This window comes from Corynebacterium occultum (assembly GCF_009734425.1).
Taxonomy (GTDB): domain Bacteria; phylum Actinomycetota; class Actinomycetes; order Mycobacteriales; family Mycobacteriaceae; genus Corynebacterium; species Corynebacterium occultum.
Genome location: NZ_CP046455.1, coordinates 2,835,127 through 2,855,882 on the forward strand (window position 1 = coordinate 2,835,127; position 20,756 = coordinate 2,855,882).

Genomic DNA, 20,756 nt, shown 5'->3' on the forward strand with positions numbered 1-20,756 from the left:
TCACTCCTATGGCTTATACATCTGATTCTCTCAACCGACGTACTCTTGGCCCGGCGATTGCCAGTGCCGTTGTCGGTGTCGCTGCCGGCATTGTTGCAGTGCTGGGTGTCGCAGCTTTCTCTGATCAGGATTCCCTCCCCCAGGGAAATGCGGTGACCGTGGAAGATGCGATGCTCGGTGGCCCGGAGTACGGCACCCGCGGCTAGCGCCCCGTTCCACGTGAAACGCGGGCCGCAGCTTAACCTCCAGGGAGTTCTTCACCTGGGTGGTTGGTTGTTGCTCGCGTTTTTGTCATTCACCCAACCCTGGGGATTGACGGCCGCGGACACGAAGCATGATCTGGCGGCCAACCCGGCTGGTTTTCTGGGTGGCACGCTGCATGCCTGGACCGATATCTTCACCCTCGGGCAGCTCCAGAATCAGGCCTATGGCTATCTTTTTCCACAGGGCTTCTTCTTCCTGCTCACGGATTTCCTGCCCGACTGGGTGGCGCAGCGTCTCTGGTGGCTGATTGTCCTCGGGGTGGGTTACTCCGGGTTCCTGCTGCTGGTTTCACGGCTCGGGATAGGTTCAGTTCCTTTCAGGGTGTTGGCCGCCCTGCTTTTCGCCTTATCACCACGGACCTTGACCACCTTGGGGGCCATCTCCTCCGAGAGTTGGCCGGTGATGTTGGCACCTTGGGTGATCCTGCCGCTGCTCGGCCCCCTGGGAATCCGGGCGGTGGCACTGGCGGTGCTGCCGGTGGCTGCCATGGGGGCAGTCAATGCCACGGCCACCTTGGCGGCCTGCGTTCCGGCCGGGATAGTTCTGATCTGGCGTATTCTGCATCGCGCACCCTGGGGTTGGCGTGCCCTGGGACTCTGGCTGCTGGGGTGCCTGGCGGTGAGCATCTGGTGGATCGGTCCCCTCCTGGTTCTGGGACGCTATTCCGCCCCCTTCACTGATTTCATTGAGTCTTCTTATGTGACCACCCGTTGGCTCAATCCGTTGGAGATTCTCCGGGGCACCACCAGTTGGTCACCTTTCGTGGACACTGAGCGGGAAGCCGGGAACCTCCTGGTCAGCGAACCGGTGTTTGTGCTGGCCACTGTGGTGGTGGCGGCACTTGGGCTGGCGGGTTTAAGTCTCCTGATCCGCAACCGGTCCAGCCATGCTGGCCTGTGGGTGGGGATGTTGTTGACTGGGTTCCTGATTCTGGGCATGGCTCACGGACCTCTCGGCACTACCTGGTTGGCTTTCCTGGATGGTGCCGGGGCAGCACTGCGCAACCTGCATAAATTTGATCCCCTGGTGCGGATTCCGCTGATGGTGGGCATCGCTGCACTGGGGAGTGTTCTGCGCTTGCCTTCAAGCTGGGCAGTTGTTCGGAAGCGGGCCTTCCCTGCCCGACGGATGGCCGTCGCCGGGTTGGTCATCCTGATCGGGTTGGGAGCCACCTCCCCGGCGTGGACCGGACGTCTGCTTCCCCGGGGTGCTTATGAGGAGGTGCCGGTGTACTGGCAGGAGGCGGCGGATTTCCTCAGTCAGAATACCGCCGGCACCCGCACCCTGATTTATCCTGAATCCTCCTTCGCCCGGCAGGACTGGGGCTGGACCCGGGATGAACCCGTCCAGCCGCTTCTCCACGTCCCCTGGGCTGTGCGCGATGCGGTTCCCTTGATCGAGCCTGAGGCCATCCGCGGATTGGACGGGGTCATGGCGGTGCTTGAGGAAGATCCCGCTTCAGGCGCGGCTTCACTACGCCGCCTGGGGATTGGTGCGGTGCTGGTTCGTCAGGATCTGGCGGCGGATCCGGACACTGCCTCCCGGGCCATCGAGGAATTACCTGGTGAAAGGTACACCTTCGGCGAAATCGAGGTGATCATGATTGATCCTGCCGCTGACATGGCGGTGACCTCGGCGGCACCGGTGCAGGTGGCCGGTGGTGGGGAGTCCCTGGCACTCCTGGATTCGATCTTCGGCCCCGGCCCCAGGGAGCTGGTCGCGGAGGACGCCGAGATAGTCACCGACACCCCGATGCTCAGCGTCCGTAATTACGGCACCTTGGAAGGTGCGGTGTCCGCCCCCCTGGCTTCCCTGGCCGAAGGCGCTGATGTACGTAATGCGGTAAAGGACTATCCCTCCGCCGGTCCCTTCACCTATGTGGAGGAGATTGGCGGGCAGGTGCTTGCCTCCTCCTCTGCAGCTGATGCCACCAGCTTCGGTGGGGCAGATCCCGCTCATTCCGTGACTGCCGCGGTGGACCGTCAGACTGATACCGCCTGGTTCCCCACCCCAGGTACTGCCGAAGGTCAGTGGCTGGAGCTGCGGGGTGATTTCCCGGATCCCGTTCTGGAGATCACCACCACGGAAGACACAACTCTTGTCATTTCCTCCGGCACCGCCGCCACCGAAGTGGAGGTGAGTGCCGGGGAGCAGGCCACCATCCGGGTGCCGGGTGGGGCCACTGAAGCAGTACGGGTGACCTTGAAAGGGCAAACCGGGATCAGCGAGATCGGGCTGGTGGGACACCAGCTCGAGAGAATGGTGACCGTGCCGGACACCTCAGTAAGCGTCCGCCACTTCCTCTTCCAGCGGATGTTCGTGGACACCGGAGTTCTCATTCGTTCCTTCAGCACGCCCCGAAATATGTCATTTGAACTCGCGCTCCCCGATGAAGGATCAGTTTTCATCGACGAAAAGGAGTTCTGGGATGGGGATCTGGTGGAACTTGAGGCAGGTCAACATGAACTGCGCACCCACCAGACCTGGGTGAGTCTGAAGGAACCCGATTTTGATCCCTCCCCCGCTTTCCAGGATCTGAGGGCAGGTGAGGAGATCCCCGCCGCTGAAGATGAGCGACTCCTGCTGACGGGTCGTTCCTGGAATTCCGGGCTGGAGGCAGCCATCAAGGGCGTTGACCTGGAGCCACGTCGGATAGATGCCGGGGCCCAAGGTTTTGTCATTCCGCCCGGGGTCCAGGGCCCGGTGAAGTTCAGCTTCGCCGGTGATTCCGCCTATCAGGCCAGCCTTTTCCTGGGTGGGGCATTGGGTATTCTGAGCGTTCTTGCAGCTGTGGCAGTGGCTACGCTACGGCGCCCCGGGTTTGTCGGTGAAGAGAGAGCACCGGGATGGTTCCGCTGGGTGGGCTTGGCCAGCGGGGTGCTGGCGTTGACAGCGGTCGCAGGCTGGCCAGCACTGCTTATCATTGTCCTGGCCTGGGCCATCATGCGATTCACCATCATCCCGTTGTGGCTGCTGGCCAGCGCCCCAATCCTGATGGCAGGTGCCTGGCTGGCACGCTCCCCTTGGCCAATGGTGGGTTATGCCGGAGATAATCCGATGGTGGGCTGGGTATGCGTGCTGGGATTGGCGGCGCTGCTTCTTGCCACGGCGGATACTTTTTGGGATTCTCCCCCACCGGGGATCCCTTCCCCCACCCCAAATAACAAGAATGATGAGGAACCTGATGAGTGAGACCGGGATGAACAGCGTCGATGAGATCATGGCAGAGCTCACTGAGCTGGCTGATGAGAAGATTCTGACGGTCAACCAGAAGCACGGCGATGATCACGCAGTGAACCTGAGCAAGCTTCGGGCAGTGGCCAAGCGGCTGAAGAAGAACCACGACCTGGCACTGGAGCTATGGGCCACCGGGGATTCGGCGGCGCGGCTGCTGGCCCTCTTGATCTGTCGGCCGAAGGAATTTGGCCAGGAAGAGCTGGACACCATGTTGCGGGAAGCCAACTCCCCCAAGGTCCAGGACTGGCTGATCAATTATGTGGTGAAGAAATCTCACCACATGGAGGTACTACGGGCGATCTGGTTCGCAGATCCCGATCCTATTGTGGGGAGTGCCGGCTGGGCCCTGACCTCGGAGAAAGTGATCAAGAAGCCGGAGGGACTCGATCTTCCGGGACTGTTGGACACCATCGAACAGGAAATGGTTGCGGCCCCGGAGCGGCTGCAGTGGGCGATGAACACCTGTCTCGCCCAGATCGGTATTGAGCACCCTGAACTGCGGGGGCGTGCCCTGAAGATCGGGGAGGCTCTGGAAGTACTCAAGGATTATCCAACCTCAGCAGGGTGTGTCTCCCCCTATGCCCCGGTCTGGATCACCGAGATGTCCAGCCGGAAGGAAAGCTGAAGGCCGACCTACTCCAGGTAATCCGTGGTCGGTGAGGCCATGCGGGGGCTCTGGTTGAGGCCGATCTCACGGATCTTCCCCCGGACCCTGGCGAGTTCATCCCGGACCAGGTGGTAGTAGACGGTGGTTCCCTCCCGGCGGGTCTCCACCAGGCCGGCGCGACGAAGCACCTGCAGGTGCGCAGAAACAGTGGTGACACCCATATCCAGTTCTGCCGCGAGAGCTCCCACGGATTTTTCACCACTGGCCAGGATCGCAGCCAGAGCCAGTCGGGATTCATTGGCCAAAGCCTTGAACGCCACACTGAGTGACTTGATGTTCTCAGCTTGTGCTTCTATTCCAATAATCCCTGTAGTCATGGAATAAGACGCTAACGTGGATGCTGAGCCTTCTCAACTTCTGGGAAATCCGAAATTACAACAAAAAGCCCATCACCAGCGACAATGTCGCTACCAATGGGCTCCTGGATGTGACAGGAAGTACTTTCACTTAAGCCTGTGCCGTGCCCCCGAAACAGGTGGCAACCGCTCCCCCGACCCAGATCTCTCCATCCTCGACGCACTCGATACTGACCGATCCGGAACGTCCCAGCCTGGTTCCCTGAGAGACCCGGTAACTGCCCGCAACCTGGCCTTCGCGGTGCAGCCACTGGGCCACAGAGGCGTTGAGGCTACCGGTCACCGGGTCCTCACCATTGGCGGCGAAAGGGATGAAGGCGCGGATCTCGAAAGCGAAATCCGAACCTTCCGGATAAGCCCCGATCACCCCGAACTTCAGATCACCGGCGAGCTGGAAATCAGGTTCCAGGGCAAGCACCTCCTCGGCGCTGCCCAGCTGAATGGCACACCAGCCGGGGCCGTTGTCCACCCACTGGTGGCCGAGGATATCGGTGCGGGGAATGGCCAGTGCGCTGCACAGCTGGGTGAGGGCGGCCTCCTCGAGGGGGCCACTTCGGGTGGTGGGTGGGGCGGCGAAGAAGAGCTGGCCATCCAGGTTCCGGATCTCCACCAGTCCTGCCTCGCATTCCTGGATGATTGTGCCTGTCTGTTGCGGGGTGCCACCATTTTCCAGCCAGGCATGAGCAGATCCAAGGGTGGGATGGCCGGCGAAGGGAAGCTCCCCGGTGGGAGTGAAGATGCGCACCAGATAATCCGCGCCCGGCGTGATGGGCGGGAAAAGGAAGGTGGTTTCCGAGAGGTTCGTCCAATTGGCGATGCGCAGCATCTCCTCATCGCTCAATCCCTCCGCATCGAGGATCACGGCCAGGGGGTTGCCGCGGTAGGGCTCGGTGGAGAAGACGTCCACCTGTGCAAAGTCTCGGATTCGGGTCATGGGGATGAGTATATTTCCCGTGATTCCTACCGGCGGCTCCTCCCCCGGCAGCCACCCGGGGTTCCGGGGAATTTTTGTCATTCACCCCGCGGCAGGGGGGTGTCAGAAAAGGCCGCCGCCCGCCCCAGGGAGTTGCCTGGGGGCGGGCTGGCAGGGGCGTCGATAAGCGGGGGGTTTAATCGAAGCGTCGATCCACGCGGACGCGTTCCTCGATGTTGTGGATCATCTTGAGCACCAGGCCCACGCCGAAGGCGGCAAAGACGGTGCCTTCGCGCACCCCCTCGAGCCCGCCCATGAGGATCAGGGAGAGCACCACGGAGATAGCCACCAGGGTCCAGTCGAAGCACATCTTCACCGTGCCCACCTTGATGCGGGTGACCATGGTCAGGACAGCGACCAGGCCATCCCCGGGGATGTAAAAGAGCTTCGGTTTCATCTCCAGGTAGACGCCTAAGGCGACGAGGAGGACACCGATGATCGTCCACACCCACTGCATCAGGTAGTTGCCGGGGTTGAGCCACCCCGTCCAGGACATGTTGAGGTCGATGAAGAAGCCGAAGGCCAGGGCCACCGGGAATTGCAGCAACTGGATGGGCGGGAACTTCCGACCCCGCAACACGATCTCCACCACCAGGAAGAAGAGGTTCAGCAGGATCGTCAGGGTGCCCACCGTCAGGGGTGTGGCCAGGGAGAGCACCGTGGGGAAGGAGGTGATCGGTGAGGTGCCGAGGTTGGCCCGCACTGAGGCTGCCACGCCCAGGGACATGATGAAAACACCGAGCGTGAAGATGAACAGTCGGCCGATGTAATGGAGGACGGGGTGTCGCTGGGCGAAAGGGGTTTTTTGTGATTCGACAGGTGGGGCGGCTGAATGGTTGAGCTGAGTGAGGGCTTCATCTTCCGGTGTGGCGCGCCCTGCCGCGGTGGCGTTCCGGCCCTGAACTTCCAAGGATGAATGATTGAGGGTCACTGGGGCATCACGGATTCTGCCGCGGCCGGAGGGACCTGACTTTTAAAATTATAGGTTTTAAAGGGGTAAATCATAGAAGCTATATTATAGCCCTATAGCTGGATGACCGAGTTGGACAAGGGTGCTTTCAGCGACATCAGCGGTCCAGAGCCGGGGCCCATCACAGGAGGGACGGCCCCGCTCCACTGCATGTACTACCTTTTAGGGACATCACTCCCCCGGGATGCCCTGGCGATAACAGTGCGAAAGTGCCCCAGCCTTCACAGCAGACTGAAACACTAGCGGGGCCCTGCCAAATAATGAACCCACCCCAGGGGGTCGCTCTCCACAGCGCGCCCCTTTGGGGTGGGTTCGATAAAACAGGTGCTCAATAAATAGTTTTCCAGCAGGGACTTAAACCGCCTTGTCCCGCATCGGCATATTCACCGCCTCATCGGGGTCATGGGCGTCCCGGGTGCGGAGCGGCAGGAAGGACAGGCCCACCATGGTCACACCCAGTCCCAGGTGGAGCCAGTTGTTGGCGTCGTTGAGGGGGACGAAGTTGGCTGCGGAGTCATAGTCGATGAAGAGCCCGTAGAGGAAGAGTGCCAGGTAGATTATGCCGCCCACCAGCAGGAAGTAGCGGGCGGTGGTGGCACTCCGGGCGAGGAGGATGCCGGCGACACCGAAGAGCAGGTGGACGATGTTGTGGAGGATGGAGACGTGGAAGATACCCAGCAGCATCGCATTGCCCTCATGGCCGGCGAATTGCATGGTGCCCAGGTCCGTGGTGATCCCGGGGATGAAACCGGCGACGCCCACCAGGAGGAAGACGATGCCGTAGATGAAGGAGACGGTCTGAAGCGGGGAGCGTCCGGAGCGTACGCCGGAGCGGTTCTTGAGTGTCATAGTGGCGCCTTTTCTTCTCGGCCGATCGCGGAGTCGACGTGGTCGATTCACGGGCCAGTACTCCCGGACGCACGCCGCGGACTGTCACTCTTGTCTCAATTTTCACATGCGCCCCATGGGTCACTGGTGTGATAGTCCCCACGCTAACAAACTTTGGATGACAAAACCATGACTGAGGTGTTAAGAATCCATCACTGATGGCACTGGTTCCGGAAGCCGGGTCCCCCACCCCGGGTCACTTCCGGTGTTTGCCACCCAGCACGGCATCATCCCCCACCGACACCTGGGCCCCGGCACGTCCCCGCACACTGTCCCCGAAGATCCCCTTGCCCAGGTCCCGCACCCACCTGCGGGCCGGTTCCTCCACCAGCACATAGCTGGCCGCGGAGACCACCACACTGGCCACCGTGACAAAGGCAGACATGAGCAGGAAGTCGATCAGGGAACCGCTGAAGAGACTCATCCCCAGGATGGGGAAAGCCACGGTGAGCACCGCCAGGTGCCAGAGGAAGATGGAGTAACTCCAACGCCCCAGGGCCTGCATCCACCAGGTTTCCAACCACCGCGAGCCTGGCGCCAGGGCATAGGGCACCACCACGAAAGCGGCGAATAAGGTGCCGGCGATGACCCGCAGGTTGAATTCCCAGGGGGTGGGGTGTTCCAGCCCCAGGGGGCCGTACCACTTTTGGGCGGCCACCCAGGCCGTGAGCAGGGCAAGTGCCCACCACAGCCAACGCCAGCGCAGGATCCGCTGCACCCCGGCCGGGACCCGCCCCTCATATTCCGCGGCGAGCAGCCCCACGGCGAACCAGGCCAGGTAGGAGAAGGGGAAGATCTGCATATTCGGCATCCCCGATTCCGCGGTCCCCGAGGAGACCACAAACCCCAGCCAGGGCCAGCCGAAACCGACGAGGCCGAGGGCCACGATCGTCGATAAGCGGACCCTGCGGGAGCGGGTGCCGATCCCCAGGCCAAGCAGGGGAAGCGCCAGGTAGAAGGCCAACTCCACCACCAGCGACCAGAGGTGGGTCAACCCCGGCGCGAGGGCGTCCGGCACGTAGAGCTGCACCATCAGCAGGTTCGCCAGCGCCACCTGCCAGCTCACCCCGGAGGCCTCGGGGAGCAGCAGCAACACCCCCACCACCAGCACCAGGTAGGCGGGGAAGATCCGGCCCAGACGATTCAGGTAGTAGCGGCCCACCCCATAGCCCTCGGCGAAGTCCCGGCGGTGGCGGCGCCAGAGCAGGAAGGCAGAGAGGGCGAAGAACACCGGCACGAAGAAGTCGAATCGTGCGAGAATATCCCCGGGGAAGGTGGCGGGGTCCATGCCGGTTTGGAAAGCGACGTGGGTGAGAAGCACCCCGAGTGCCGCAACCGCCCGCAAGCCCTCCAGCGAGGGGATGAATCCTGTTGCGTAGGATTGGGCGGAATGCAACCTCGCCTCCCTCTCATGGTGTCTTTGGGGCAAGCCTACTTCAAGGAGAGTTTTTGACCACCAGCAGTTCCGCTCAGTCAGGGGTGCGTCGTTGGGTGACGCATAACCGGATTTTCGTGGTGCTCGGGGTCATCATCCTGGCCCTGTTGCTGGTGGGCAGCATCCTGCCCCGTTTCATCATCACCTCCCTCAAGCAGCTGCCCGAAGATTCCCGCTTCGAGTCCGCCACCGAGCCCACCACCGCCCTGCTTATCGACGCCCCCGCCTACCGCGCCGGACAGGTTCCCGCCGCCAATGCCGGCCGCCCGGGGTGCGGGGGGGAGGAACCTGATTTCTCCTGTTTCCTGGTTTTTTCCGAGGTGCAGCTGGAACGGGTGACCACCACCTCGCCCAGTGAGAAGAAGAAGGCGGTGGAGGTCCAGAGTCTGTCCACCCTGAACGCGGGGGACACGGAGCTCTATCGCCTGGATGATCAGGTTCGGCTGACCGTGGACTCCGCCTTCCCGGTGCCGGAGCCGGTCTCTTCGGTCGCCCTCTCCCTGCCCGGGGTGGGGTTGTCCGTGGAGACCGGTGAGTTCAGCCGCACCGGGCTGCAGCACTTCTTCCCCTTCACCACTGAGCGGGTCTCCTATGATTTCTTCGACCCGCTGGCACAGGTGCCCGCTCCCCTGGATTTCGTTGACCTGGTGGAACATGAGGGGATGCGGGCCTTCCACTTCCAGCAGGATCTTAAGGCCGTCAACCTGATGTCCTCCCTGGCGCACGCCTACACCCAGCCGGATGACATCTCCGATGCACCCGAACTGGATCCGCTGCTGCGCCCCTCCGAGATGAGTGCCGAGGAATTGGAGAGCATCTCCGGCCTCCGGATCGGTGGGCCGGCGGGCCGTTTCTACGACACCGGGGAGCTGGCCGCCCATGGTTTCAGTACCGAGGAAAGAATTTCGCTCAGCCCCTACTACGCCGTGGACCGTTCCCTCTGGGTGGAACCGGCCTCCGGGGTGACCCTCGACCGCGAGGAGGAGGTCTACCTCTACCTGGCCGCTGACCAGGAGGAAGCCACTGAGATGGCCGATGCCTTTGCCGCAGGTGGGGAGGCTAACCCCAACCGCACCCTCTTCGCTGGATCCCTGGCCTGGGATGGGGTGTCCCAGGCTGCGGCCCGGGAGGAAGCCCAGTCCAATAAGTCCATCCTCAAGGTGCTTGAGGTCATCTCCCTGTCCTCCAACACCATCATCACCATCCTGGTGATAGCCGGCCTGTTGATCTTCCTGCGCAACCGCTTCCGCGCCGCCAGGAAATTGGAGTCCTAGATGAACCCGGGGTTGCGTCGCGTGCTGGTGGTGGCATGGGGCACGCTCCTGCTCGGACTGCTGCTTTACCCGCTCTTCGCCCCCGGCCAGCTCGCACTCCGCGACATGCTGGTCCTGGACTCCCCGGCCCTGTCCCTGAACGCCCTGGGCTTCGGTGATCTCCCCGCCCGCAATGTCCCCCAGGATGGTTTACTCGCCCTGGTCGGCCTGGTTCTTCCCGCCTCCTGGTTCGCCCGGGGGTTGCTCATCCTCGGCGGAGCGCTCGCCGTGGTGGGTGCCGCCTGGCTGGCCCGGTACCTGAAATCCGGGGTCTTCGGCCAGATCACCGCTGTGACCGTGGTGGTGTGGAACCCCTTCATCATCGAAAGATTCCTCCAGGGGCAGTGGTCCCTCGTGATCGCCGCCTGGCTGCTGCCCTTGATCGCTGCGGCCGGTCTCAGCCGCCGCCCGGTGGTGCAGTGGCTGGGGATGTGGCTGGCTTCCCTGACCCCCACCGGCGCACTGTTCGCCCTGATCATGGGTGTTGCCACCGCCAAGAAGCGACGCCTGTCCACCTTCCTGGTCGGGCTGGGGTTGTGCCTGCCCTGGCTGGTGCCCGCCCTGTTCTCACTCTTCAGCGGCTCCGCCGCCAGCGCCCCGGCAGGGGCGGCCGCCTTCGCCCCCAGGGCGGAACAGGGGGCCGGAACACTTGGTTCCCTCCTCGGCCTTGGTGGCATCTGGAATGCTGATGCGGTACCGGTCTCCCGGGAAAATGGTTTCGCCCTCCTCGGCATCGGACTCTTCGCCGCCCTCCTGCTGTGCCTCCGCCACTGCCCACCGGTTCTCCTCTGGCTGGGTGTACTGGGGCTGGGTGGGGCGATCGCCACCTGGCTGCTGCCCGGCGCGACCGCCTGGGTGGTGGCCAATATCCCCGGCGCCGGCCTCTTCCGTGACTCCCAGAAACTGGTGATGCTGGCACTTCCGGCCTACGCCGCCCTGGCCTCCGGTTTCCGCGGGGTACCGGCGGCGGTGGTCCTCCTGCTCACCTTCGCCCAGGTGCCCGATGCCCCGAAGGCCATGCAGCAGCTGGCCCCGGTGGAGGTGCCGGTGGATACCGCACTGGTGGAATTCGCCGCCGGCCGGGATGTTCTCATGGTCAATGAACCCACCCTGGTCACCCTGAATGGCCAGGTGGCGGTCAACCCCAACTCCAAGGCGTTTTCCCTGGTGGAACCGGGATCCCTGAGCGTTGACGGGGTGATGGTGGATCCGCCCTCCGCCCGCTGGAGTGCGGCCCGACAGGCCTGGACCCTGGGGGACCTTCGGGCCCTGGATGATCTGGGTGTTGGTGTGGTGGTGGACGGTGATCTGGTGGTGGAGACCGGGGATCAGCCCCAGCGGGGGTTCAAGTTCGGTCTCGGATTGGCGCTCTTGGGGATGTGGTTGGCGGCGCCGCTGCTTTTCCTGTTATTCGGGGGCAGGCGACGGGGGTTGAGGAAGGGTGCTGGGAAGGGTGCCCGGAAGGCTGCTGGGCGGGGCAAGGGTTCGGGGAAGGCTGCAACATAGAAGGCGCATCCATGCCCTGGCGGAGGGGAAAACGGGTGAATGCAGCCCTAAATGCGCCTTCTACGTTGCGGCGCCCCGCTGGCCGATTCCGGGCACCCCACCCTCAAGCCACCCCAGGGGCCCACCAATCCTGGGGCTGTCGCTGGCCAGACAAGAGAGATACCGTGGTCTGTGTCACATGAAATAGGCTGTATTGATACTTCTGCCTGAAAAATCCGTTGGTTCAGGCTTCTCGGCCATGCGGCTGAAAGCATCACCTGCCTGACTCACCGTCTTATAGCGATCGGATCCTTCCACACTTCCGGAGACCCATATGACTGCCGTGTCCCCCAGGCTCGAAGACTATGTTGAACCCACCCGTGCGGCGCCCACCGGGCATGGCCGCAAGGGTTCCGCGTTCTGGGACCTGATCACCACCACCGACCACAAAAAACTGGGCATGATGTACATCGTCATGTCCATGACCTTCTTCTTCCTGGCGGGGTTGATGGCCCTGCTGATCCGCGCGGAGCTCTTCACCCCGGGCCTGCAGTTCCTCTCGAATGAGCAGTTCAACCAGCTCTTCACCATCCATGGCACGGTGATGCTGCTGGTGTTCGCCACCCCGATTGTCTGGGGTTTCTCCAACTTTGTGCTGCCACTGCAGATCGGCGCCCCGGATGTCGCCTTCCCCCGGCTCAACGCCTTCGGGTTGTGGATCACCGCCCTGGGCGGATTCCTCATCATCTCCGGCTTCCTCACCCCGGGCGGGGCCGCTGACTTCGGCTGGACCATGTACACCCCCCTGTCCGACAAGATCCACACCCCCGGTGTGGGTGCCGAGCTGTGGATTCTGGGGGTGGGCATGACGGGTATCGGCACGATCGCCTCCGCCATCAACATGCTGACCACCATCCTGTGTCTGCGCGCGCCGGGCATGACCATGTTCCGGATGCCGATCTTCACCTGGAATATCTTCGTCACCGCGGTCATGGCCCTGTTGATTTTCCCGATGCTGACCGCCGCGGCGCTGGGCGTGCTCTTTGACCGCAAACTCGGTGGCCACATCTTCGACCCCGGCAATGGTGGTGCCATCCTGTGGCAGCATCTCTTCTGGTTCTTCGGCCACCCCGAGGTCTATGTGATCGCCCTGCCCTTCTTCGGCATCATCTCCGAGGTTATTCCGGTGTTCTCCCGTAAGCCGATGTTCGGCTACATCGGCCTGATCTTTGCGACGCTCGCGATCGGCTCCCTGTCCATGGCCGTCTGGGCACACCACATGTTCGTCACCGGCGCGGTGCTGCTGCCCTTCTTCTCCTTCATGACCTTCCTCATCGCGGTGCCCACCGGGGTGAAGTTCTTCAACTGGGTGGGCACCATGTGGCGGGGACAGATCTCCTGGGAGACCCCGATGATCTTCGCCGTCGGTTTCCTGGGAACCTTCCTCTTCGGTGGTCTGACCGGCATCATGCTGGCTGCCCCTCCCCTGGACTTCCAGCTGGCCGACTCCTACTTCCTCATCGCCCACTTCCACTACACCGTCTTCGGCACCGTTGTCTTCGCCACCTTCTCCGGCATCTACTTCTGGTTCCCGAAGATGACCGGCCGGATGCTGGATGAGCGGCTGGGTAAGATCCACTTCTGGCTCACCTTCATCGGTTTCCACGGCACCTTCTTCATCCAGCACTGGCTGGGCAACATGGGTATGCCGCGCCGTTACGCCGACTACCTGGACTCCGACGGTTTCACCCTGCTCAACCAGACCTCCACCGTCTTCTCCTTCATCCTGGGTATGTCCGTCCTGCCCTTTGTGTGGAATGTCTTCAAGTCCTGGCGCTACGGCGAGATTGTCACCGTTGATGATCCCTGGGGCTACGGCAACTCCCTGGAGTGGGCCACCTCCTGCCCGCCCCCGCGACACAACTTCAACTCCCTGCCACGTATCCGCTCTGAGCGGCCGGCCTTCGAGCTGCACTACCCGCACATGGTGGAGCGCATGCGCACCGAGGCACATGTGACCAAGCGTGATGAGCGTGCCGAGATCCAGAAATCCCCCTCCCCCCAGGAGGTGGAGGAAACTAACTCCCGGTGATCTCTTCCAGCAGTTCCGCGAAACGCTGGCCGGTGTCCTCCCAGGAGTACCCGGCCGCAAGGTCACGAGCGGCGCTGCCCAGGGCGCGGCGTCGAGAAGCATCGGTGAGCAGCTCCTCGGTGGCGGTGATCAGCTCGGCGGGGTTGTCCACCAGCAAGCCGGTGGAATTGTGCTTGATGGAATCACGCAGGCCACCCGCGCTGCGGTAGCCGATGGTGGGGACACCATGCTGCGCCGCCTCGATCACCGCCAGCCCCCAACCCTCCTTGCGGGAGGGCATCAGATGCAGCTCAGCCCGGGCCAACAGGGCATGCTTATAGTCCTCGGTGACCTGGCCGTGGAAGTGGATGCGCTCCGTAACCCCCGTGTGGTCCGCATACTCATGGAGCTCATCGGACCACCAACCACTGCCGATCACATCGAGAATGAGGTTATGGCTCTCCCCGAGCCGCCTGATCACATCCATGGCATCCTCGATCTGCTTATGGGGCACCAGGCGGGACAGGGTGGCCAGGTGGGTGGCGTCCGTCTGCTCCAGGCGGGGCAGATGCGCGGGAATCGGATCAATGCCATTACGGATGATGTGGATGTCACGTTCCCGGATCCGCAGCTCCACCAGCTCCTCCGCACTCGGCTGAGACACCGTCACATAAGGCGCACCCCGGTAAATGCGCGGGGCCACCTGCTTCTCCAGGAACCAACCCAACTTGGCCACCGCCGGACCAGCCACCGGCCACTGCTCCCGGTGACAGTGATGAGTGAGCAGGATGGTGGGAATGTGGGGAAAGAGGGGGCGGGCGAAGAAGGGGATGCCGTTCTGGGTGTCCACCACCGCATCAAAACCCTTCAACGTGCCAAAACCCAGGTGCCCGGCCAGAATCCCCAACCAGGCCTTCGGGTAGACCGTGAACTTTCCACCACTCCGGGAATAACGGACCCCCTCACGCATGCTGCGCCGTGGGGAATCAGTGTGACCGGCGGTACGGTAGACCACCTCATGGCCCTGCCTGGCCAGATACTCGCCCACCCGCTCCAGGTAGCGCTCAGAGCCACCGCCCTGGGGGTGGGTGGAATCTCGCCAGCACAACAAAAGGATCTTCATCTCCCGACCAAGCCTAGCGGGGCCTCTGACCAGCAGCGGAATCCTGCTTGTAGTCTTGGGGTGTTCATATCCTGCGTTGAGTTTGGGGAATCTTTTGAGGCGACTTTTCAGGGTTTCTGGTGGTGCTGGTGGTGCTGGTGGTGCTGGTGGTGCTGGTGGTGCTGGTGGTGCTGGCGGTGCTGGCGCTGGTGGCGGGTTGGCGTTCACGCGGCGGCGTTCCACCCTCCGCCGCTCCCTCGGGCTGCTGGGTTCCTTCCGCCATGAACAACCCCGCCCCGATATCTTCTACGGGGGACTCGCGATCGACACCGCCTCCATGGTGGAGGCCTTATGGGCGGATGTTCAGGGCAGCGGTCTGCAGGGGAAGTCGGTCCTGGACGTCGGCGGGGGGCCCGGCTACTTCGCGCAGGAATTTGAGAACCGGGGCGTCCACTATGTGTCGGTGGAACCCGATGTGGGAGAGATGTCGGCAGCCGATATCGAGGTCACTGCCTCGGTGCGGGGATCCGGGTTGGATCTGCCTTTTCTTTCTGATGTTTTTGAGGTGGTCTACTCCTCCAATGTGGGGGAACATGTCTCGGAGCCGTGGAAGATGGGTGAGGAGATGCTGCGGGTGACTAAACCCGGAGGTCTTGTCATTTACAGCTACACCATCTGGCTCGGCCCCTTCGGCGGGCATGAGACCGGACTCTGGGAACACTATGTGGGTGGTGAATTCGCCAGGGAGCGATACACCAGAAAACACGGGCACCCACCCAAGAATGTGTACGGAAGTTCCCTCTTCGATGTCTCCTGTGCGGAGGGTCTCAGGTGGGGTGGATCAGTGGCCGGGGCAGAGCTGGTGGCCGCTTTCCCGCGTTACCACCCCAGTTGGGCCTGGTGGATGGTGCAGGTCCCGGTATTGCGGGAATTTCTGGTGAGCAACCTGGTGCTGGTGCTGCGGAAATTGTGATTCTTAAGGGGCTGGTTGGGTTGCTCTGGCTGCTCTGACTGTTCGCGCTGCAGCTGGGAGTGGGGAAACTTTTCCCTATGCATTCTAGAGTGGGGAAACTGGGGGGTTAAGGCCTCGATCGGGATCCTTAAGGGCTGTTTTCCCCACTCTATCCTGCAGGCCTCTCATGAACTCCCGAGATCTGCTTAGCTGTCACCATGAGTCAACATCGGGGGATGCTGACTATCGCGGGGGCGCATAGTCGGCAGGAACAGAACCAAATGCTACGCAGATGCCAGAGAGGAGAACTCCACAGGTTAAGAAAAGGGATCTACGTTCCAGCGAATTACCAGGATCTGAACCTCTGGCAACGTTTCGACCTGAACTGTATTGCGACGGCTCTCACCCGACCGAAGAATGTGCTGGTGGGAAAAGCCGCAGCTTCCGTCCTGAACATCCCGTACGGAAAGGTCCCGCGGTGGGTTGAACTGGGAGGCAGGACCGGTGGTTCTGCACTGAAGGAGGACCGCCTGAAGTTTCGCGAGTTCGTTGAATATCCGGGCTATCCAGTTCAGAATCTCCCCCCCGCCTTTTGACTCAGGTCAGGTGACTTCACCGGCGCAGACCGTGATGGATGTGGCCAGATGGCATGAACTCATCGAGGGAGTACAGGCGATCGACCATTGTCTGCACCACCACATGGTCACGAGGAAACAATTGGGTTCTCTCTTAAGGGAAATGAGAGGCCGTCACGGAATTAAGCAGGCCAGTCGAGCACTCCAGCTGGCTCACTCCGCAGCTGAAAGTCCCAGGGAATCAGTTGTGCGGATCAAAATGTGGGAGAAAGGGCTCCCGGTCCCACACCTCCAGGCCGATATTCTGGACCACCATGGAATCTTCATCGGCCGACCGGACTTCTTCTACCCGGAATACTCCGTCGGAGTCGAATACGACGGCGAGGGGAAATACCGGGGCCAGTATGGGATCACCCCGGAAGAGGCCGCAATCTCGGAGATGCAGCGGACCAAACAGTTCGGTAACGCCGGCATCTGGCTGATCCGGATCACCGCCCAGACCTTGAATGATGGTTCGTGGATCAGGCATCTTAGCCAGACGTTGAAACAGAACCGAGGGAAGGTGTTTCCCGCGGAGCAATGGCGCTCAGCAGGACTGGCGTGGATTCCGAACCAGCCGAGAAGGCCTAGAGGGTCCACCAGGAAATAGGAGGGCTGATCTTCAACCCAAAAACCCCTGTTCTCCGGGAATCAGTCCGGAAAACAGGGGTCTTGGAGCCAGTCAGCTAAGCAACCAGCAGCCGAAATACCTTACTTCAGGGCACTCTCGACGCGCTTCTTCAGCGCTGCGAACTGCTCATGAACCTCATTCGGCACCTTGGGGCCGAGGAAGGTGAGGTATGCCTCGTTGTCATCGAGGTCGCGGGCCCACTGCTCAGCCGGAGCGGTGAGTGCTTCCTTGATGTCTTCGATGGGGGTGTCCAGGCCTTCGAGATCCAGGTCCTCAGCGCGGGCGGTGTTACCGACGACGGTGGCATCAGCTTCGACGCGGCCCTCGATGCGGTCCACGACCCACTTCAGGACGCGGGAGTTCTCGCCGAAGCCAGGCCACAGAAAACGGCCGTCTTCGCCACGACGGAACCAGTTGACCAGGAAGATCGGGGGCATCTTGTCGCCACCCTTTTCACCCATGTCGATCCAGTTCTGCAGGTACTCGCCGGCGTTGTAGCCCATGAAGGGCAGCATTGCCATCGGGTCGTGGCGCAGGGTACCGACCTTGGCCTCAGCAGAGGCAGCGGTCTGACCGGAGGCCAGCAGGGAACCGACCATGGTGCCATGCTCCCAGTCGTAGGTCTGGGTGACCAGCGGCACGGTGTCGGGGCGACGTCCACCGAAGAGAATGGCGTCGATCTTGACACCCTTCCAGTCGTTGAACTCCGGTGCGGCGACCGGGCACTGCTCGATGGCGACGCAGTAGCGGGAGTTCGGGTGGGCGGCCTTCTCGCCGGACTCGGGGGTCCAGTCGTTGCCCTTCCAGTCGATGAGGTGGGCCGGCTTCTCGCCGTCCATGCCCTCCCACCAGACGTCACCATCGTCGGTTAGTGCGACGTTGGTGAACAGGGTGTTGCCCGGCTCCATGGTCTGCATTGCGACCGGGTTGGAGGCGTAGTCGGTGCCCGGTGCGACACCGAAGAAACCGTTCTCCGGGTTGACGGCATAGAGCTGGCCGTCCTCACGGAACTTCAGCCATGCGATGTCATCGCCGACCACCTCAGCCTTCCAGCCCGGGATGGTCGGGCGGATCATGGCCAGGTTGGTCTTACCGCAGGCAGAGGGGAATGCGGCCGCAATATGGTACGGCTTGCCCTCGGGGTTGATCAGCTTCAGGATGAGCATGTGCTCAGCCATCCAACCCTCTTCCCGCGCCATGACGGAGGCGATACGCAGGGCGTAGCACTTCTTGGCCAAGATAGCGTTGCCGCCGTAACCGGAACCGTAGGACCAGATTTCCTTGGTCTCCGGGAACTGGGTGATGTACTTGGTGTCGTTGCAGGGCCACGGAACATCTTCCTGGCCCGGCTCCAGCGGAGCGCCGACGGAATGGAGGCACTTGACGAAGGAGCCGACCTGGCCCAGCTTCTCCAGGGCCTCGGAACCCATGCGGGTCATGATGCGCATGGACATGACGACGTACTCGGAGTCGGTGAGCTGAACACCCAGCTTCGGCTCCGGATCGGTGATCGGGCCCATGCAGAAGGGAACGACGTACATGGTACGACCACGCATCGAGCCCTTGTAATGAGTGCGCATCTCCTCCTTCATCGCGGCCGGCGGTGCCCAGTTATTGGTCGGGCCAGCGCCTTCCCCGGTCTCGGAACAGATGTAGGTACGCGACTCAACGCGGGCGACATCCGAAGGGTTAGAGCGAGCGAGGTAGCTGTTCGGACGCTTTTCCTCGTTCAGCTTGATCAGGGTGCCCGCATCAACCAGCTCTGCGGCCATGCGATCCCACTCCTCTTGGGAGCCATCGACAAAGACCACAGACTCCGGCTCGAAGAGCTCAACAGCTTCAGCAATCCACTTCAGCAGTTCTTCGTTCTCGGTGGGTGCGGGGGATTTCAATCCCTTGATCGCAGTGGTCATCACATCTCCTGATTGGGGTCCTCGGTAAGAGTTCTCAACTCCTAGACTATCCACTGAATCGCAGAATTGGGGAAAGTTCAGCGAAGGAACCTAGGAGCTCATGTCATTACCGGCCAGATTACCCCCGCTCTACACATATCCACTCCCCCCTAACGTGATCTAGAACGCCTTCTGGGTCACCCATTTCGGGGGTACCGTCTGAGGGTAATCCCCAGCCGTCATTGTCCCGAACGGAGGATTCCGCTTCGCCCGGAACAAAACCCGCCGCCAGCCCCCAGGCGGCCACCTCCGGATCGGTGGACCATACCTCAAAAGCACCGTCGGCATGCACGGTTGAGATGTGGTCGACCTGCCCATCACCGTCAATATCGGCGTAGATGGTCATTCCATTTTCATCGGCCAGGATCGCCGACTCCCCCAGGGCCGATAACCGCCACTGCCTCCCGTCGACCCTCAGGTGCAGTATTCCCTCCTCCAGATCCCCCTCCCCCGACCATTCCGGAACCTCATCGAGACCATGCAGACCGAGCCACCACGCCATAGCTGAACCCCCTTGAAAATGTGAATTCTGTTAACTCATTCGGACATTGAAAGTTCTCGACGGATCCACCCTCCGGGGGTACCCGATTCACCACTGGTTATATCCGGCATGCCCCAGCGGCGACGCAATTCCAGGGACAGTTCCCGCATTCTCCGACGCTCCCCCGAGCGCCATCGCAGGACTGCGGATATCCCCCCTGCCAGGGTTCCCGCCACCATACCGACCACCGGGGAGAGCGGCCATCCGAGCCGAGCCACCGCCCCAGCCGCCAGAACCCCGAAGACCAGAGGTTCCAGGACGTGCCGCACCCCGGGAGCTGGAATCGGGCCGAGACCTCGGCGTTGGGCCAGTTCCCGGAACTGCGAAGTTTGTGTGCACTCACTTAACTCAAATTCGAAGCGTTGCCCCTCCCGCTGCCGCAGCACCGCCAGGGCACGTCTGCCACCACCGGGAAGCAGTTCCGGCCGGGCCGTGACCGCGGGGTGTGCCAACAGCCGTTGCAGCATCCCCGGGATCTCCGTCGGAGAGCGCACCACCACTGCCCCATCCGGCGCCCCGGCAGGGAGCGGGGCGGTGCTCAGCAGTCTGCCGACCCGGTGGAAGGCGTCACTGAGGGTGCGGGAATCACTCGCATCCCAACCGACAGCAGGGGCGACGGCCACCACGGCATCCACCTCCGCGGAGTCCAGCACCTCAAAATTCGCCAGCAAGTCCCGCACTGCCCCACAAGCTCCAGCATCCGGGCCGATCACCGCCACCCTTTTCCGTTCCGGCTCCCGGATCCCGGGGCCAAGCGCCGCCAACTCCCCCAGCTCCCCTGCCAGCGCCGGGTGGCGGAGTGCCAGGGCCTGGAGTTCCCCTGCCAGCGCCCTGGCGCGGGCGTCGAGAAGCATCTTTTGGGAGATCCGGGAGCCGGAGAGTTCGGCGGCGTCCTGAAGATGGATGAAGGTGAGGGGTCCGGCGGCGATCCGGGCGCGGGCGCGGGCCGGCAGTGGGCCGGGGTGGATGAGGAAGCAGAGGTCCACGCCGGATTGGGTGACCGGCCAGGGGGCGTGGACGGCGATGGCGCCGGGCAGATCGAGTGGGAGGACCGCGGAGAAAGTGCAGGCGGTGACCCGGGGTGGGCCGGTCAACCCGGAAAGGATCTCACGCAGGGATTGCCCCACCACGCAGCCGAAAGGCCGAGCCTGCGCCCAGTCGGCAGCCGCCAGAAAAATCGCCGGAACCGGCGCCATGGAAGTCCCCCTCTTCCCTCGATAAGCCCATAGTCACCCACCCGCGCGGGGACCGCAACCCGGGATCGGACTGAGAATCCGCCCGGAGCCACCCCAAATAGAATTGAAG

The 20,756-nt window shown here is 62.5% G+C and carries 17 protein-coding genes; 8 read left to right on the forward strand and 9 right to left on the reverse strand.

Translation table 11 applies throughout. The features are described 5' to 3' along the window. Positions 1–8: 8 nt before the first annotated feature. The 3 genes from COCCU_RS12870 to COCCU_RS12880 are packed head-to-tail and all read left to right on the forward strand — an operon-like array spanning position 9 to position 4,126. The gene (locus COCCU_RS12870) at positions 9–206 is read left to right on the forward strand and encodes a DUF2613 domain-containing protein (protein WP_156232070.1); all 198 of its coding nucleotides are present in this window, start codon (positions 9–11) and stop codon (positions 204–206) included. Continuing rightward, positions 166–3,456 carry a DUF3367 domain-containing protein gene (locus tag COCCU_RS12875; RefSeq protein ID WP_156232072.1) on the forward strand — a complete coding sequence of 1,097 codons (3,291 nt, stop codon included), beginning with the start codon at positions 166–168 and terminating at the stop codon, positions 3,454–3,456. The genes COCCU_RS12870 and COCCU_RS12875 overlap by 41 nt, the downstream gene beginning before the upstream one ends. Beyond that, the gene (locus COCCU_RS12880) at positions 3,449–4,126 is read left to right on the forward strand and encodes a DNA alkylation repair protein (protein ID WP_156232074.1); all 678 of its coding nucleotides are present in this window, start codon (positions 3,449–3,451) and stop codon (positions 4,124–4,126) included. The genes COCCU_RS12875 and COCCU_RS12880 overlap by 8 nt, the downstream gene beginning before the upstream one ends. 8 nt (positions 4,127–4,134) lie before the next feature. On the opposite strand, the gene COCCU_RS12885 is transcribed toward COCCU_RS12880, so the two are convergent. The 5 genes from COCCU_RS12885 to COCCU_RS12905 form a co-directional block, all read right to left on the reverse strand. Continuing rightward, complete coding sequence (locus tag COCCU_RS12885) at positions 4,135–4,485, reverse strand: ArsR/SmtB family transcription factor (protein ID WP_156232076.1); 351 nt, start codon at positions 4,483–4,485, stop codon at positions 4,135–4,137. 130 nt (positions 4,486–4,615) lie between these two features. Next, a complete protein-coding gene (locus COCCU_RS12890; protein ID WP_156232078.1) occupies positions 4,616–5,458 on the reverse strand; it encodes a PhzF family phenazine biosynthesis protein in 843 nt (280 codons plus the stop codon). 175 nt (positions 5,459–5,633) lie between these two features. After that, positions 5,634–6,407: a YczE/YyaS/YitT family protein gene (locus COCCU_RS12895; RefSeq protein ID WP_231598778.1), complete on the reverse strand. Its 774-nt coding sequence runs from the start codon at positions 6,405–6,407 to the stop codon at positions 5,634–5,636. A gap of 414 nt (positions 6,408–6,821) precedes the next feature. After that, the gene (locus COCCU_RS12900) at positions 6,822–7,316 is read right to left on the reverse strand and encodes a DUF4383 domain-containing protein (protein ID WP_156232080.1); all 495 of its coding nucleotides are present in this window, start codon (positions 7,314–7,316) and stop codon (positions 6,822–6,824) included. A 235-nt stretch (positions 7,317–7,551) separates the two neighbouring features. Continuing rightward, positions 7,552–8,751: an acyltransferase family protein gene (locus COCCU_RS12905; RefSeq protein WP_156232082.1), complete on the reverse strand. Its 1,200-nt coding sequence runs from the start codon at positions 8,749–8,751 to the stop codon at positions 7,552–7,554. A gap of 53 nt (positions 8,752–8,804) precedes the next feature. On the opposite strand from COCCU_RS12905, the gene COCCU_RS12910 reads away from it, so the two are divergent. From COCCU_RS12910 to ctaD, 3 genes are all read left to right on the forward strand, one after another. Then, on the forward strand, positions 8,805–10,064 hold the full coding sequence (locus COCCU_RS12910) for a porin PorA family protein (RefSeq protein ID WP_197088367.1): 1,260 nt from the start codon (positions 8,805–8,807) through the stop codon (positions 10,062–10,064). Beyond that, positions 10,065–11,609 carry a hypothetical protein gene (locus tag COCCU_RS12915; RefSeq protein ID WP_231598779.1) on the forward strand — a complete coding sequence of 515 codons (1,545 nt, stop codon included), beginning with the start codon at positions 10,065–10,067 and terminating at the stop codon, positions 11,607–11,609. A 313-nt stretch (positions 11,610–11,922) separates the two neighbouring features. After that, the gene (gene ctaD / locus COCCU_RS12920) at positions 11,923–13,680 is read left to right on the forward strand and encodes an aa3-type cytochrome oxidase subunit I (protein WP_156232086.1); all 1,758 of its coding nucleotides are present in this window, start codon (positions 11,923–11,925) and stop codon (positions 13,678–13,680) included. Here ctaD and COCCU_RS12925 read toward each other — a convergent pair. Then, positions 13,667–14,782 (reverse strand): glycosyltransferase family 4 protein, encoded by a 1,116-nt coding sequence (locus tag COCCU_RS12925; RefSeq protein ID WP_156232088.1) that lies wholly within the window; start codon positions 14,780–14,782, stop codon positions 13,667–13,669. The two genes, ctaD and COCCU_RS12925, sit on opposite strands and share 14 nt — an antisense overlap. A gap of 196 nt (positions 14,783–14,978) precedes the next feature. On the opposite strand from COCCU_RS12925, the gene COCCU_RS12930 reads away from it, so the two are divergent. Together COCCU_RS12930 and COCCU_RS12935 are read left to right on the forward strand one after the other, a co-directional pair. Further along, on the forward strand, positions 14,979–15,734 hold the full coding sequence (locus COCCU_RS12930; RefSeq protein WP_156232881.1) for a class I SAM-dependent methyltransferase: 756 nt from the start codon (positions 14,979–14,981) through the stop codon (positions 15,732–15,734). Between the two features lie 801 nt (positions 15,735–16,535). After that, a complete protein-coding gene (locus COCCU_RS12935; protein ID WP_156232090.1) occupies positions 16,536–16,937 on the forward strand; it encodes a hypothetical protein in 402 nt (133 codons plus the stop codon). Positions 16,938–17,038: 101 nt separating this feature from the next. On the opposite strand, the gene COCCU_RS12940 is transcribed toward COCCU_RS12935, so the two are convergent. The 3 genes from COCCU_RS12940 to COCCU_RS12950 form a co-directional block, all read right to left on the reverse strand. After that, positions 17,039–18,874: a phosphoenolpyruvate carboxykinase (GTP) gene (locus COCCU_RS12940; RefSeq protein ID WP_156232092.1), complete on the reverse strand. Its 1,836-nt coding sequence runs from the start codon at positions 18,872–18,874 to the stop codon at positions 17,039–17,041. A gap of 115 nt (positions 18,875–18,989) precedes the next feature. Then, positions 18,990–19,412: a DUF6802 family protein gene (locus COCCU_RS12945; protein WP_156232094.1), complete on the reverse strand. Its 423-nt coding sequence runs from the start codon at positions 19,410–19,412 to the stop codon at positions 18,990–18,992. 35 nt (positions 19,413–19,447) lie between these two features. Next, positions 19,448–20,647, reverse strand: a complete 1,200-nt coding sequence (locus COCCU_RS12950) for a hypothetical protein (protein ID WP_156232096.1) — start codon at positions 20,645–20,647, stop codon at positions 19,448–19,450. Positions 20,648–20,756: the final 109 nt, after the last annotated feature.

Bases quoted from the DNA above. Each gene is read 5' to 3' on its own strand.
- COCCU_RS12915 (WP_231598779.1), top strand. From the start codon at position 10,065: ATGAACCCGGGGTTGCGTCGCGTGCTGGTGGTGGCATGGGGCACGCTC.
- COCCU_RS12950 (WP_156232096.1), bottom strand. From the start codon at position 20,647: ATGGCGCCGGTTCCGGCGATTTTTCTGGCGGCTGCCGACTGGGCGCAG.
- COCCU_RS12925 (WP_156232088.1), bottom strand. From the start codon at position 14,782: ATGAAGATCCTTTTGTTGTGCTGGCGAGATTCCACCCACCCCCAGGGC.
- COCCU_RS12885 (WP_156232076.1), bottom strand. From the start codon at position 4,485: ATGACTACAGGGATTATTGGAATAGAAGCACAAGCTGAGAACATCAAG.
- COCCU_RS12870 (WP_156232070.1), top strand. From the start codon at position 9: ATGGCTTATACATCTGATTCTCTCAACCGACGTACTCTTGGCCCGGCG.
- COCCU_RS12890 (WP_156232078.1), bottom strand. From the start codon at position 5,458: ATGACCCGAATCCGAGACTTTGCACAGGTGGACGTCTTCTCCACCGAG.
- COCCU_RS12880 (WP_156232074.1), top strand. From the start codon at position 3,449: ATGAGTGAGACCGGGATGAACAGCGTCGATGAGATCATGGCAGAGCTC.
- COCCU_RS12900 (WP_156232080.1), bottom strand. From the start codon at position 7,316: ATGACACTCAAGAACCGCTCCGGCGTACGCTCCGGACGCTCCCCGCTT.
- COCCU_RS12945 (WP_156232094.1), bottom strand. From the start codon at position 19,412: ATGGCGTGGTGGCTCGGTCTGCATGGTCTCGATGAGGTTCCGGAATGG.
- ctaD (WP_156232086.1), top strand. From the start codon at position 11,923: ATGACTGCCGTGTCCCCCAGGCTCGAAGACTATGTTGAACCCACCCGT.
- COCCU_RS12875 (WP_156232072.1), top strand. From the start codon at position 166: ATGCGATGCTCGGTGGCCCGGAGTACGGCACCCGCGGCTAGCGCCCCG.